The organism is Psychrobacter arcticus 273-4 (genome assembly GCF_000012305.1).
In the GTDB taxonomy this organism is placed as follows: domain Bacteria; phylum Pseudomonadota; class Gammaproteobacteria; order Pseudomonadales; family Moraxellaceae; genus Psychrobacter; species Psychrobacter arcticus.
In genome coordinates, this window is sequence record NC_007204.1 from 1,488,303 (window position 1) to 1,503,165 (window position 14,863).

General features: G+C 44.0%; 12 protein-coding genes. 5 read left to right on the top strand and 7 right to left on the bottom strand.

Annotated features, from left to right (window positions below; translation table 11 throughout):
• Positions 1–117: 117 nt before the first annotated feature.
• The 4 genes from mnmG to ispF all read right to left on the bottom strand — a co-directional run bounded on the left by mnmG (position 118) and on the right by ispF (position 4,055).
• Complete coding sequence (gene mnmG / locus PSYC_RS06440; RefSeq protein ID WP_011280512.1) at positions 118–2,016, bottom strand: tRNA uridine-5-carboxymethylaminomethyl(34) synthesis enzyme MnmG; 1,899 nt, start codon at positions 2,014–2,016, stop codon at positions 118–120.
• 263 nt (positions 2,017–2,279) lie between these two features.
• A complete protein-coding gene (locus PSYC_RS06445; RefSeq protein WP_011280513.1) occupies positions 2,280–2,810 on the bottom strand; it encodes a hypothetical protein in 531 nt (176 codons plus the stop codon).
• 238 nt (positions 2,811–3,048) lie between these two features.
• Complete coding sequence (gene grxD / locus PSYC_RS06450; protein ID WP_011280514.1) at positions 3,049–3,399, bottom strand: Grx4 family monothiol glutaredoxin; 351 nt, start codon at positions 3,397–3,399, stop codon at positions 3,049–3,051.
• A gap of 149 nt (positions 3,400–3,548) precedes the next feature.
• Positions 3,549–4,055 carry a 2-C-methyl-D-erythritol 2,4-cyclodiphosphate synthase gene (gene ispF, locus PSYC_RS06455; protein ID WP_011280515.1) on the bottom strand — a complete coding sequence of 169 codons (507 nt, stop codon included), beginning with the start codon at positions 4,053–4,055 and terminating at the stop codon, positions 3,549–3,551.
• Between the two features lie 256 nt (positions 4,056–4,311).
• Between ispF and mnmA the strand changes: the two genes are divergently transcribed.
• Positions 4,312–5,538 (top strand): tRNA 2-thiouridine(34) synthase MnmA, encoded by a 1,227-nt coding sequence (gene mnmA, locus PSYC_RS06460; protein WP_011280516.1) that lies wholly within the window; start codon positions 4,312–4,314, stop codon positions 5,536–5,538.
• A 115-nt stretch (positions 5,539–5,653) separates the two neighbouring features.
• On the top strand, positions 5,654–7,045 hold the full coding sequence (gene purB, locus PSYC_RS06465) for an adenylosuccinate lyase (protein WP_011280517.1): 1,392 nt from the start codon (positions 5,654–5,656) through the stop codon (positions 7,043–7,045).
• Positions 7,046–7,139: 94 nt separating this feature from the next.
• Here the strand turns inward: purB and PSYC_RS06470 are convergent, their stop codons facing one another.
• The gene (locus tag PSYC_RS06470; protein WP_041757681.1) at positions 7,140–7,331 is read right to left on the bottom strand and encodes an NF038104 family lipoprotein; all 192 of its coding nucleotides are present in this window, start codon (positions 7,329–7,331) and stop codon (positions 7,140–7,142) included.
• Between the two features lie 147 nt (positions 7,332–7,478).
• On the opposite strand from PSYC_RS06470, the gene PSYC_RS06475 reads away from it, so the two are divergent.
• The gene (locus PSYC_RS06475) at positions 7,479–8,651 is read left to right on the top strand and encodes a cupin domain-containing protein (RefSeq protein ID WP_011280519.1); all 1,173 of its coding nucleotides are present in this window, start codon (positions 7,479–7,481) and stop codon (positions 8,649–8,651) included.
• A 271-nt stretch (positions 8,652–8,922) separates the two neighbouring features.
• Here PSYC_RS06475 and PSYC_RS06480 read toward each other — a convergent pair whose 3' ends face one another.
• Together PSYC_RS06480 and putA are read right to left on the bottom strand one after the other, a co-directional pair.
• Positions 8,923–9,612, bottom strand: coding sequence for a 1-pyrroline-5-carboxylate dehydrogenase (locus PSYC_RS06480; protein WP_011280520.1), 690 nt, complete (start codon positions 9,610–9,612; stop codon positions 8,923–8,925).
• Between the two features lie 11 nt (positions 9,613–9,623).
• The gene (gene putA, locus PSYC_RS06485) at positions 9,624–12,866 is read right to left on the bottom strand and encodes a bifunctional proline dehydrogenase/L-glutamate gamma-semialdehyde dehydrogenase PutA (protein ID WP_011280521.1); all 3,243 of its coding nucleotides are present in this window, start codon (positions 12,864–12,866) and stop codon (positions 9,624–9,626) included.
• A gap of 721 nt (positions 12,867–13,587) precedes the next feature.
• Between putA and tolQ the strand changes: the two genes are divergently transcribed.
• Positions 13,588–14,319, top strand: coding sequence for a protein TolQ (gene tolQ / locus PSYC_RS06490; RefSeq protein WP_011280522.1), 732 nt, complete (start codon positions 13,588–13,590; stop codon positions 14,317–14,319).
• Positions 14,316–14,774 carry a protein TolR gene (gene tolR / locus PSYC_RS06495; protein WP_011280523.1) on the top strand — a complete coding sequence of 153 codons (459 nt, stop codon included), beginning with the start codon at positions 14,316–14,318 and terminating at the stop codon, positions 14,772–14,774. The genes tolQ and tolR overlap by 4 nt, the downstream gene beginning before the upstream one ends.
• Positions 14,775–14,863: the final 89 nt, after the last annotated feature.

Genomic DNA, 14,863 nt, shown 5'->3' on the forward strand with positions numbered 1-14,863 from the left:
TGGCAAAAAAACCCATAATAATTTCTCATTATGGGTTGTTTATACGTTTTAGGCTTGAATTTGATATTTTTTGATACGTTATTTTTTCATCTTACCTTGTCGCTTTTATCTTTCACACTATGACGCATTCAATGCTGCTTGTACTTTCTTCTGTTTCTTGACTGTCATTGCCAGTAGCTGGATAGCAGCCGGTGTGACACCACTGATACGTCCAGCTTGTGCCAACGTTGACGGACGGACTTGCGCAAGTTTTTGAACAATCTCATTGGACAGCCCAGATACCACACTATAATCAAAATCCATTGGTAGCGCTGTATTCTCTAGACGCTTCATCTGATCGATATCTTCTTGCTGACGATCAATGTAGCCTGCGTATTTGACAGAGATTTCAATCTGTTCACCCACTTGACTATCGACCTCTGAGCCTGTAATCGCTGCAATATCATTAAAATGTATTTGCGGACGTTTAAGCAAATCATAAGCCGTCGATTCTTTGGACAGTACCTCTCCTGTTTGCGCAGTGACTTGTGCACCTAACGCATTGATAGGCGTCGCCCAAATATCTTTGAGACGCGAAGTCTCGGAGGCAATGGCTTCCATTTTTTCTTCATACGCTTGCCAACGCACATCATCAACCAAGCCAAGCTTACGACCGGTTTCAGTCAAACGTTGGTCAGCATTGTCTTCACGCAAAAGCAAACGATACTCGGCGCGACTGGTAAACATGCGATAAGGTTCGGTCGTACCATGCGTAATCAAATCATCGACAAGCACACCAAGATAAGCTTCATCACGGCGCGGCGTCCAGACGTCAAACTCACTGTTTTCACAGGTAACCAGTGCCGCATTGGTGCCAGCCAGCAAACCTTGCACACCGGCTTCTTCATAACCGGTCGTACCATTGATTTGTCCGGCAAAGTACAAGCGATCAATCGATTTGGTTTCAAGCGTTGGTTTTAGGTTTTGCGGATCAAAATAATCATATTCAATCGCATAGCCTGGACGGGTGATGTGTGCATTCTCAAGACCCTTCATACTATGGATAAACTCTAACTGCACATCAAACGGCAAGCTGGTTGAAATACCATTCGGATACAGCTCATGGGTGGTCAAGCCTTCTGGCTCAATAAAGATCTGATGGCTGTCTTTATCGGCAAAGCGATGGATTTTGTCTTCAATAGATGGACAATAACGCGGACCGACCCCTTCGATTTTGCCAGAGAACATCGGTGAGCGGTCTAAATTTTCACGAATAATGTCATGGGTGCGCGCATTGGTATGGGTGATGTAGCAATTCACCTGCTCAGGATGCATGGACACATCGCCCATATAACTCATGACCGGTAGCGGAGTATCACCCGGCTGTACCGCCATCACACTAAAATCAACACTACGCGCATCAATACGCGCGGGCGTACCTGTCTTTAGACGACCAACAGGTAGTTTTAGCTCACGTAAACGATCAGCAAGCTTAATAGAAGGCTGATCGCCTGCGCGACCGCCTTTTGAGCTCTCAAGACCAATATGAATAACCCCGCCTAAAAAGGTACCTGAGGTTAATACTACCGTTTGCGTATTAAAAATAATACCAGTAGCAGTCACAACCGCCGTCGCACGACCGTTTTCAACTAGAATGTCATCGGCTGCTTGTTGGAAGATATCAAGGTTCGGCTGATTCTCTAACGTATGACGAATAGCGGCTTTATAAAGAATGCGATCTGCTTGCGCACGCGTGGCTCGAACCGCAGCGCCTTTACGGCTGTTAAGTACTCGAAACTGAATACCTGATTTGTCCGTCGCCAATGCCATCGCGCCGCCTAGCGCATCGATTTCGCGCACCAGATGTGATTTACCAATGCCACCAATCGCCGGGTTACAGCTCATCTGCCCCAGCGTTTCAATATTATGCGTCAACAGTAAGGTTTGCGCGCCCATACGTGCGGCCGCCAAAGCAGCTTCTGTGCCAGCATGGCCGCCACCGATCACTACCACGTCGTAATTTTTTGGGTATTGCATGTAATGCCTCACTTGACTGATCACGCTATGCTTAGCGACAGGCTATTATTCAATAACATGAACTGGGTAGATAAGTGTCAGTCGAATTTAAAAAAGAGATAGCGACTAGAATAGAGCGCGCGCCGCTATTAGCTGAACAGATAACCATTAATTATAACAATTTTTTGTCATTTAAAAAACGTTATACAAAAAAACTATTGAGATTAATGATTAAGAAGTTTTGATTAACGTTGATAGCATTTGCCGATGATTATTCCCAACGTTTATTTGTTAGGGCTTAGCGGCACAATACGATCCGCCTGCCCACTCGCTAGCATATGTTGGCTGCCATAGCCTTCTGGATTAATCTGTAAGTAGGCATTCATCTGCCCGATCGCATCGCCATCATCGCTCGCCAATATATATGCTTTAATCGTCTCAACGGGCGGCAAGGGTAAGTTTTTTAGCAATGCCAAACGCTGAGCATTATCGCCTTTATTGACGACCAGCTCAATAAGCTGACGCGCATCGATAGGTAAGTCTGGTGTATTTTGAGCCAATAACGCCAGATGATAAGCACCGGCAGCATCTTGATCAGCGACAATACGCTGCTCAATCGCCACATACGTCGCTTCAGTTGCGCCGCCCGCCACACTCAACTGATGAATACATTTCAGCGCTGAATAGGGCTCGCTGGCTGCAATATCAATAATACGTAATGATTCACTTTTCAGATGCCCGCGACGTTTTTCAATGGCTGCCTGCTCAGCTTCTTGTATTTGAGTGGCTTGGCTGTTTTTTAATTCATTAGTCATAGAACTCTCTTATTATTGATTTAGCGTATTTGGCTGTGATATTAAGGCTTATATGGGGATAAAACCGACAAAAACAATCAAGCTTACGAGCAATAAACATTGAATAATAAAAATCCGAGCAACCTTTAATAAGGCGACTCGGATTTGGGTACTTAGACTCGAACGTCACTTATATATCAACATTTTAATGCCACTCAGATATTCAAACATCAAACATCGATATAAAGTGCAGTCGATATTAAGCAGCTGGACTGTTTGCTTCAACCAAAGGCTTAAGCTCGCCTGATTGATACATTTGTAAAATAATATCAGAACCACCCATCAACTCGCCATCAATCCACAGCTGTGGAAAGGTTGGCCAATTGGCAATTTGTGGTAACGTTGCACGAATTTCTGGATTTTCTAAGATATTTACAAAGGCAAATGGGCGACCAATTTGCGTCAATACTTCAATCGCTTTAGCAGAAAAACCACACTGTGGGAACTGCGGTGAGCCTTTCATATACAGAATAACTTTGTTGTCTTTGATTTGGTTACGAATCAGTTGTTCAATATCGTTGGCAGCAGTATTTGGGGTTTGCTCACTCATAAAAACTCCTATTAATTAAAACTATTTATAAAAAAGACAGGTAACATTAAATTTGTCATATGGCTGCTTCATGGGGCAATCATTGCCATATTACAAGCACTCTTAATAGCTGTCAGTAGTCATTAGATGCAATGATATGCTATTGAGAATTAAACGCCTGACGTATTCGGCACCAATAATACCACGGCATTGGCCATAATGCCCTCTTGCCGACCGGTAAAGCCCAATTTTTCAGTGGTGGTTGCCTTAACACTGATATTACTCACATCGGTCTGCAAATCACTAGCGATATTAGCGCGCATGGCTAAATTATGTACTGCGAGTTTTGGACGTTCACACATTACGGTAATATCAGCATTACCCAACATATAACCTGCGGCCAAAACTTTGCCATACACATAACGAAGCAGTACGCGTGAATCTAAACCAGCATTTGCCGCATCGGTATCTGGAAAGTGTTGCCCGATATCGCCGAGTGCCAATGCGCCAAGCAAAGCGTCAGCAAGTGCATGCAACACCACATCACCATCAGAGTGCGCAAGTAAGCTGTGCGTATGCTCAATAGGCACACCCGCCAGCACCACATATTGCTGCTGCTGACCATTATTATGAAAAGCATGAACATCAATGCCTTGACCAATTTTTATCATTATCATTCCAAGTAAATTAATGGTGATTAGAATAATTGAAAACCATTATCTAAATTTTTAAAGCGGTTTTATAGCCAGTAAGATGCCATAGCTCGCCACCAGTTTCAATTAACTGGTATAATATGACGCTTATTTTATCATAATACCCAATCCAAAAGACAAACCGGCACTGTAAACTTGCTCAGCTTACTATTGTAGCTATTGCATTCATCTTCAGTGCCATTATAAATCTTGGACAAAGTATAAATAGTTGAGCCGCTTTATGTCAGCCATGCCAAACACCTCAAGCATATCCGTTTCTGCTGCTTTTGACGCCCATCGCCCTCTAACGCTTACCTATATTGACAATCCTAGTACTAAACATGTAATTGTCGGGATGTCAGGTGGTGTCGACTCTTCTGTCTCTGCCGTATTGCTTCAGCAGGCAGGCTTTGTAGTTGAAGGGCTGTTTATGAAAAATTGGGAAGAAGACGACGGTACTGAGTACTGTACGGCTATGGACGATTTGGCAGACGCGCAAGCGGTGTGCGACAAAATTGGCATAAAATTGCATACCGCAAACTTTGCCATGGAATACTGGGATCGCGTTTTTGAGCATTTTTTAGCAGAATACAAAGCCGGACGCACGCCCAATCCAGATATCCTATGCAATAAAGAAATTAAGTTCAAAGCATTTTTGGATTACGCCTTAACCCTTGGCGCTGATTATATCGCTACTGGTCACTATACCCGCCGCAGTGTGAACTATAAGAATAATGACGGTATTGAGGTAGCGCAATTACTACGTGGGCTCGATAACAATAAAGACCAAAGCTACTTTTTACATGCGGTTGGCGGTGACAAGCTTGCCAAAACCCTGTTCCCAGTTGGTGAGCTTGAAAAACCAGTCGTTCGTCAAATCGCTGAAGAACATGACTTGATTACTGCCAATAAAAAAGACTCGACTGGCATCTGCTTTATTGGTGAGCGCCGTTTTAAAGACTTTTTACAGCAGTACTTGCCGGCACAAAAAGGCGATATCGTCACTGACGATGGCATTAATATTGGTACGCATGATGGTCTGATGTACTATACATTAGGTCAGCGCGGTGGTATCGGTATTGGCGGTGTGAAAGATCGTCCCGAAGAACCATGGTTTGTATTGGCAAAAGATTTAGATAACAATCGTCTTATCGTCGGTCAAGGTCATGAGCACCCCATGATGCTGAGCAATGAGCTGCATGCTTATAAGCTAGATTGGACAGATGGTCTGCCACCTACAGATATTTTTAGCTTAGAGGGCTTACGCTGTATGGCAAAATCTCGCTATCGTCAGCCCGACCAAGCCTGCCGTGTATTTGCGGTCAATGCTGACGGCAGTGAGGTTCGTGTGATATTTGATGAACCACAACGCGCTGTTACTCCGGGTCAGTCAGCGGTATTTTATATTGAGGAGGTTTGCTTAGGCGGCGGCGTGATTGCGTCAATTGATGCGCCTTGCGGGTTTTAAAGCTATTTTTCTGTAAAAATTAAACATTGTATTATTTGTTAGTTTGTAGTCATTTTTAATTTCTAACCCTTCTGATCACTACTTGTCACTACTTATCACTACTTAAGGCATCTTTATGAATTTACTTACCGCCCTATCCCCAATCGATGGTCGTTATGCGTCCAAAGCCGATAGCTTGCGCCCTTACTTATCTGAATTTGGTCTGATTAAAGCGCGCGTTACCGTTGAGATTCGCTGGTTACAGTCATTGGCTGATAATAGTGCCATTGGTGAGTTAGCAGCATTTGATACCGATACCAATGCGTTTTTAAATGCTATCGTTGATAACTTTAGCGAAGCAGATGCCCAAGCGATTAAAGACATAGAAGCAACCACCAATCATGATGTAAAAGCAGTTGAGTACTTTATTAAAGACAAATTCCGTGGTCAGGCAGCGCTTGAAGATTCATTAGAATTTATTCATTTTGCTTGTACCAGTGAAGATATTAACAACCTATCATACGCATTAATGCTAAAAGACAGCCGCGAAATCGTCGTTGCCAAAATGCAAGAAGTGACGGATAGTATTGTTGATTTAGCGATTACCTATGCTGACCAACCGATGTTATCACGTACCCATGGTCAAACCGCTAGCCCAACGACTTTGGGTAAAGAGATGGCAAACGTGGCTTATCGTCTAGCCCGTCAAATCAAGCAGGTTGGTCAGGTTGAACTACTTGGTAAAATCAATGGCGCAGTTGGTAACTATAACGCTCATTATGCCTCATATCCTGATGTTGATTGGCAAGTTCATGCTGAACAATTTATCAACGATAGCTTAGCATTGACGTTTAACCCGTACACCACGCAAATTGAACCGCATGATTATATCGCTGAATTGTTCGATGCGGTAAAACGTTTCAACACTATTCTAATCGATTTTAATCGTGATATTTGGCAATATATTAGCTTAGGCTATTTTAAACAGCGCCTAAAAGAGGGTGAAGTTGGCTCTTCTACCATGCCGCATAAAGTGAACCCGATCGACTTTGAAAACTCGGAAGGTAACTTGGGCGTTGCTAATGCGATGCTTGCTCATTTAGGCGAAAAGCTGCCGATTTCACGGATGCAGCGCGATTTGTCCGACTCTACCGTATTACGTAATATCGGTGTTGGTCTGGCGCAAAGCATGATTGCTTTTGATGCATGTTTAAAAGGCGTCAGCAAACTTGAATTGAATGCGCAGCGTTTAAATGATGACTTGGACAGCGCCCAAGAGGTTTTAGCAGAACCAATTCAAACTGTTATGCGCCGTTACCGAGTTGAAAACCCATATGAGAAGCTAAAGGCATTAACGCGTGGCAACGCGATGACCCGTGAAGCAATGCTGACTTTCGTTGAAAGTGATGAATTATCTGCGGTGAGCGATACTGATAAAGTGCGCCTACGTGAAATGACGCCAGCAACTTATGTGGGTAATGCGGCTGAACAAGCACGCACAATTAAAGAGTGGATTGCTAAGATTTAACTGGCAGCCAGCTCATATCTATAAAGTGCAAAAAAGGTATAAATGAAGAATCATTTATACCTTGATAAAAACCTTACTCTAATTTGGGTAAGGTTTATTTTTTACTGTTTTGATCTTCATCATTACTGTCGCCCGGTATGATGGCTTTACCCACAGCGACCGTACCTTTGACCAGGCCTTTAGTAGTTTTATAAGCGATTTTTGCAGGTACAGTAACGAGCTTGTACACACAAGCTTGTAATAAAAACACGCTGGCGATAATGACGATAAAATGCAGTTTTTTCATAAATATCCTAAGAATCATTAGAGGCGCTGATAACAGTCATCAGACAGGCAATAATCATAAACCAATAAACCCCGCCTATAAAGCTATCCTTGCTATTAATCTTATACCCATTTAACCATTTAACCATTTAACCATTCGGATTTATCCATGACTTCTATACCGCTTTGTTTACCAGCTTCCATCACACCTGAACAATTTTTAAATGATTATTGGCAAAAAAAACCGCTACTGATTAAGCAAGGTTTACCACAATTAATTGGCATGTTTGAGCCAGAAGATATGCTTGGTCTAGCCATAGAAGAAGATGCCACAGCGCGCCTGCTGACCCAAGCTGCCAGCAAGCAAGAGGGTCAAGCGCAATGGCACCTTAAAAAAAGCCCGCTAACTGAAGTGGATTTTGATAACTTGCCTGAGCAATGGTCGGTATTGGTGCAGAATCTTGAACAATGGTCGCCGGAACTTGGCGCGTTATGGCAGGCGCTTGATTTTATCCCGCAGTGGCAGCGCGATGATATTATGGTCTCTTATGCACCAAAAGGCGGCTCGGTTGGCAAGCATTATGATGATTATGATGTATTTTTAGCGCAAGGTTATGGCTCTAGACGTTGGCAGTTGGGTAAGTTCTGTGATGAACAAACAGCGTTTGTCGCCGATGAGCCGATACGACTATTTGATGATATGGGTGAGATTATCTTTGATGAGATACTAGAAGCCGGTGATGTGCTGTATGTACCACCAAAATTAGCGCATTTTGGCGTGGCACAAGATGATTGCCTGACCTTCTCATTTGGCTGTCGTCGTCCAAACTTGATGCAAATTATTGACAGCCTTGCCGATGTGGCAACCAATAACAGTGATTTATTTATACCCATGTTATTGCCACAAGCCATGCAAGCATCAGGTGAGTTAAAGGCAGACAGTATCGAAGCGATCAAAAATCAATTGTTGCAAATGCTACAGTCTGAGCACGGTGACGCGATTATTCGCCAAGCAGTGTCAGAGGTAGTCAGCAAGCGTCAATATGATGCACTCGTACCGGAAGAAATGCTCAATACTGATGAGATGATATCTGCATTGGCAAATGGCGCGACGCTACAAGCCGATTATAGCAATCGTTTGTTATATACCAAAACCTATAATAGCATTGTTGTATATGTTAATGGGCAGCGCTTAGACAATATTGATGAGACGGCAACCAAGCTATTGGTACGCTTAGCAGATGGCGCACAATTGACGCTTGATAATATGGAAGGGATTGATCCTGACGAGGTGATGGAATGGCTAGAAAATGGCTGGGTGTGGCTGAATTATCCTGAATAACGTCATAGTTATTCATTAATCTATACAGCACATTGGCTATTAAGCATCACCAGCGTCTATTTACTAAGACTTTAACCTCTTAATAAATAGGCGCTGACCTTTCTGAACCGCCCCGATATAGTCGGGGCGGTTCAGTTGCTGACTAAACAGTTAACTTATACTATCACTATCTTTATTTAACTTACCACTCAAAAAATACATCATTTCAGTTGGACAGCTAAGAAACTTCATAATAAAAGTCATTTTATAAGATTATTAGATGCAAAGCCTACTATGTACCAAGCTCTAACAAGCTTGCATTTCCGCCAATTGCCGTCGTATTAATCGTTTTTACACGCTCAGTGACAAAGCGGTAGAGATAATCAGGCGTTAGCATCTCTGATAAGCCGTCCATATCGGTGACGCTAATAACTTGCGTCAACATACCATCGGTCTTGGCAAGCTCTTGACTGACCGCTTGCACCTCTTGTCGATTACCAGAGACAGCCACTTGCGCCAGGCGATCGATGTATAAAAGCGTGACCGTTTGCGAGTCATTGGCCACACTCAGCACATCATCACTGATGCCACTCTCATAGAGTATTTTTGCTGCTTCAATGCACATCTCATCTTGGCTTGGGCAATGCAATATCACCTCATTACCCGTTAATAATGCTGCTAGCAATTGCCCGAGCACTGCCATCGCGCGGGCAGATTCACCGCCGACAACCATGGTCTTACCGCGACCCGTCACGTACAAGTCATTCGACTCGCCCGTCGCGCCAGTCATACGGTGCTCTTCATCCAGCATCGGTGCGGCGCTCAATAAATGGTTGAACAAACGCTTTGCCTTATTGGCATCACCGGTCAGCAACGCTAGTCTTGGTGCGGCTTCTTGCAGATAAGTGGCGCGATTCACTGCGCCGAGTAAACGCCAAGTTTCACAAACTTGGCCATGATTTTTTTTGAATTCAGTCGCCATAGTGCTACTCCTTATGCGATTGTTGTTTGAGTAATGTTTTCAGTCGTATTGTTTTTAAGAGCTAACTGCTCAGTCGTTAATGTCATTAAACGGGCGACATAGTGCGGACCACCTGCTTTAGGACCAGTGCCTGATAGACCGCAGCCGCCGAACGGCTGCACATTTACGACCGCACCGATTTGATTACGGTTGATGTAAGTATTGCCGACAAACGCACGGCGCTCAATATGCTCCACCGTGTTTTCGATACGGCTATGGATGCCCAAGGTCAAGCCAAAACCTGTCGCATTAATCGCATCAATCAGCTTATTTAAATCACGTGCTTCATAACGCAGCACATGCAAAATAGGACCGAAATGCTCCCCACCGATCACGTCGATACTTTTTACTTCTATCGCCGTTGGCAATACAAACGTTGCTTGATCTTGACTGACCTCTGAGCTAGCACTCATCGGTGTCTGCGCCAAAATAGTGGCAGTTGGCTCAGCGCGCATACGCTCGATATGCGCTTCAAGTCCACGCTTGGCATCGATATCAATCACAGGACCCACATCTGTGGTCGCATATAGCGGATTGCCAACGATTAATTCAGCCATATTGCCCTGTAGCAGCTCAATCACATCATCTGCCATCTCTTCTTGTACACACAATATACGGCATGCTGAACAGCGCTGACCTGCTGAGCCAAAGGCAGATAATACCGCATCTCTGACCACTTGCTCAGGCAATGCCGTTGAGTCCATAATCATAGCATTCTGTCCACCGGTCTCCGCGATAAAGACAGGCAGCTCACCGCTGACTTGGGCATGGGCGTTTAGGCTTTGGTTGATACGCTGAGCGGTTTGGGTCGAGCCTGTAAAGATAACACCAGCGATATTATCAGCTGCGGTCAATGCAGCACCAACATCGCCAGCACCAATCACGAGTTGCAACGCTGCTACTGGCACGCCGGCTTGATACATAAGCTGCGCGGCAAAATGTGCAATCAGGCTGGTTTGCTCAGCAGGTTTTGCCACCACGGTATTACCTGCAGCCAGCGCAGCGACCACTTGACCGGTATAGATAGCCAATGGAAAGTTCCAAGGACTGATACAAATAAAGGTGCCACGTGCTTTATAAACTTGACGCGACGGCTTGCCTGCCAAATCAATAAACTCATAAACCACATCATCTAGACGCTCTGCTTCATCAGCATAAAAACGGCAAAAATCAACCGCTTCTTTGATTTCATCAATGCTATCTTGTAAGGTTTTACCGGCTTCAACTTGGCATAATGCCATCAGCTCTGCATAGTTTTCTTCATACAAATCAGCCATTTTACGCAGTATCGCTGCACGCTTAGCAGCGGAAACAGCTTGCCACTCGCCTTGTCCAGCGACTGCCGCCGCAATTGCTTGCTGTGCGATAGTAGCGTTGGCATAAACGACTTCACCGACGATGACTTCATGGTTCCAAGGCGCACGTACTGCCTGACTATCAAGCTGATGAATCTTGCCATCTGCATCATAGTCATTGATTGCTTTGCCATTAATGACAGAAGTCGCTGACCATGTTTTGTGTATATGCGTGTCGATAGCCGCTTTAAACGGTATCCACTGCGACCCTATAAAGATATTGGGACCAAAGCTGGCACGGCGCGCGCCATAAATAGCTAATGGCAATGGAATATCTGGATTGTGTAGCGTAGCATTGGTTAATAGCTTGTCATATGGATGTACAGTTAGCTTGTCAATTGGATAAGACTTGTCTAATAACTGGTGCACAAACGAGCTATTGGCACCGTTTTCAAGCAGACGACGTACCAAATACGGTAGTAGATCTTTATGAGCGCCAACCGGTGCATAGATACGTACAGGGATTTGATAGGCTTGCAAAATATGATCATAAAGCGCATCTCCCATACCATGCAGACGCTGGAACTCAAAGTCTCTATGCGAGCTCATGGTCATGATTGAAGCAAGCGTATGCGCATTGTGAGTGGCAAACTGTGGCCAAATCAGACCGCGCAAATGCTCTGACAACAAGAAACGCGCGCAGGCAAGATAAGCGGTATCCGTGCCTTCTTTACGCGTCCAGACCGCATAGCCTGATAGACCTTTTTGCTGAGCCAATTTAATTTCTGTGTCCCAATAGGCGCCTTTTACTAGACGTACAGGAATACGGTCGCCAACCTCAATTGCCAAGCGCGCCAGCCAAGCCAAAATAGCGATCGCGCGTTTAGAGTAACCTTGCACGACTAAGCCAAGACCATCCCAATCTGCTGTCAGATTATCACGGTACAAAGACTCAAATAATTTTAGAGATATCTCAAGACGATCAGCTTCTTCGGCATCGATACTGATGTCGACATTGACCTCACGAGCGGCTTCAATCAATAGTAAGCAGCGTTGACGCAACAGTCCCATGACTTGTGCTTCTTGGGTTGCTTCATAACGCGAATGCAAGGCAGACAGCTTGATAGAGACTGACGGCTTCGGCATGCCCTCTTTAACTTTCACACTTGCCGTGGCTTTGATCGCGTGCAGATAATCGTTAAAGTATTTTTCAGCATCTTTATGGGTAATTGCCGCTTCACCCAGCATATCAAATGAGTAGGTATAGCCCTTATTGCGATATGGTTGGCTGTTTTTATTGGCGCCTTCGATGGTTTCGCCGAGTACAAACTGATGCCCCATGATACGCATGGCTTTTTGCATGGCACTTCGAATAACAGGCTCGCCCATCTTTTTGGTCATACGATCCAAAAAGCCAGATGCCGTGGTATCACTATCGATACTGACCACGCGACCTGTCATCATCATGCCCCACGTTGAGGCATTGACCATAAAACCATTGTCATTTTTTAAATGTTTTTTCCAGTCAGCGACGCTCATCTTGTCATGAATCAGCGCATCAGCCGTATAATTGTCTGGCACACGAATCAAGGCTTCTGCCAAGCTCATGAGCAAAACACCTTCTTGGGTATCCAAGCTGTACTCAAGCAATAATGAGTCGACCATTTTTACCGCTTTACCATCATTACGCACATGCTCAACCAGCTGACGCGTCTGCGTAGCTGCACTGTCACGCTCGGCATCTGTCGGTTTGGCAAGTGGCAACAATTGCGTCAACCAGCGCTCTTCATCCACGCTATACAAAGGCGATATACGCGTATGCAGCTCTGTTGATGACTGAGCAATATATTCTGGTGACAACAAGTCGATAGGATTAAATAAAATCGGCTCTTGCGGGGTAAATTGCTCTACTGGGTTCATAACAACTCCATAACTATCGTTTAAAATCTATCATGAGTGATGCGTTGCGACGTCTTATTGCCTGTTATTACTATTCATGGCCACTATCATTAATTGCCATCAGTGTTAATCACCACTATCTTTAGATTGCCAATAAAACATCACTGGCAATCAATCATAGTTAATTATTAAGCCTAACTAGCTATTAAACATCGATAGTATTCATAATAATCAACAGAGCAAACGACAATATTAAAAAACGAGAAAATCCAGCATAAGCTGGAAGAGGACAAGTAGATCGTTTGAATGTGAAACGGACTACGTCAACAATATAAAGGCAATAACATAAAGCTAAGCGGCATTAGTGCCTTCTTCTTGTTAGTAGTGAAAGGAGAGTGTTTGCAATATAAAGTGGCAATATGCAATGCTGATTCACTGATAAGAAAAACCTCTACGGCGTTGATTGAGGTGATGCGCTTAATATCCGCATATTAACATGAAATAAATATTCAAACTAACAATATTACGCATTTTAACCCATCATAATAGCGTTAAAAAACAAAAAGTTATTAACGCATTCATAAACGTGACGCTTTGATTATGATTTATTGTTTATTGTTTTAGGAATCAATATGTAATTAACACATTATTAATGATATTTACCAAGATTAGCAGTACACTTGGGGTTGATATGAACGCACCACTTATAATGACTATTATTAATTATCCATGAGTCCTTTACATGCCTGAATCCTTAAATATTATCGACCTTATTACTCAAGCGAGCCTGCTGGTTCAGATCGTGATGGCTCTATTATTATTAGCATCGTTACTCAGTTGGGTGATTATTTTTCGCATGAGTGCGCGTCTTGGCACTGCCAGAAACTTTGACCAACAGTTTGAAACGTGGTTTTGGTCGGGTGAAGATTTGGCAAAATTGTACCAAGGTATTCAGGGCTCACCTGAGCGCCAAGGACTTGAGCAGATTTTTTATGTTGGTTTCTCTGAATATTTAAGAATGCATAAAAAACGCCAACCAAAGGATGACATCATCGATGGGGTTGAGCGTAAGTTAAGGGTTGGTCTTGGTCGTCAGCAGCTGCTGTTAGAATCTGGACTCACGACGCTTGCCAGCATTGGCTCCGTTGCACCTTACGTCGGTCTGTTCGGTACGGTATGGGGTATCATGAATGCCTTTTTGGGCTTGTCACAAAATGAGCAAGCAACCCTAGCCGCTGTGGCACCGGGTATTGCAGAAGCATTGATTGCTACTGCTATGGGTTTATTTGCCGCTATCCCTGCAGTATTGGCTTATAACCATTTTACTGCCAAATCTAGTCGCTTATATGACTCACGTGCTTTATTCTGTGATGAGATGACTGGTATGCTCCAGCGCGAAACCAGTAATGAGAGTCCACAACCTAGCAATCAAGTGAGCCAAGCTAATCAAAACACTCAGGTGGCAGGTCTATGAAACAAAGTCCCTATCGCCGTGAAAAAAAAGCACTGAATGCGGAGATGAACGTAGTTCCTTATATCGACGTGATGTTGGTGCTGCTGGTGATATTTATGGTGACCGCGCCAATGCTGATTACTGGCGTCGATGTTGATTTGCCAAAAGAGCAAACCAATACTATGAGTCAAAGCCAGCTACCAGTCATTGTGTCTCTAACTGGTAGCGGCGAGATTTTTATCAGTTATGAGAGTAATATCGATTTGCATATTAGTGAGCCTGAGCTCATTGATACCCTATCGACTTTGCAAAGCCAAAGCGGTGATGCGGGTGCTCAGCCGGTACAAGTGATGATTAACGCCGACCAAAACAATCAATATGGCGCTATCATGACCTTAATGGCAACCTTGCAACAAGCTGGCATCCAAAAGGTTGGACTATTAACCGGCGCGCCCCTACCTACACCGACGCTATAGTCGTTGTCGTAATGTTAAAAGCTGCCTGTTTGGTACATTGGGCTAGAACGAAGCAGGTAAGCGAATAAAGCAGATAAGCTGATAACACT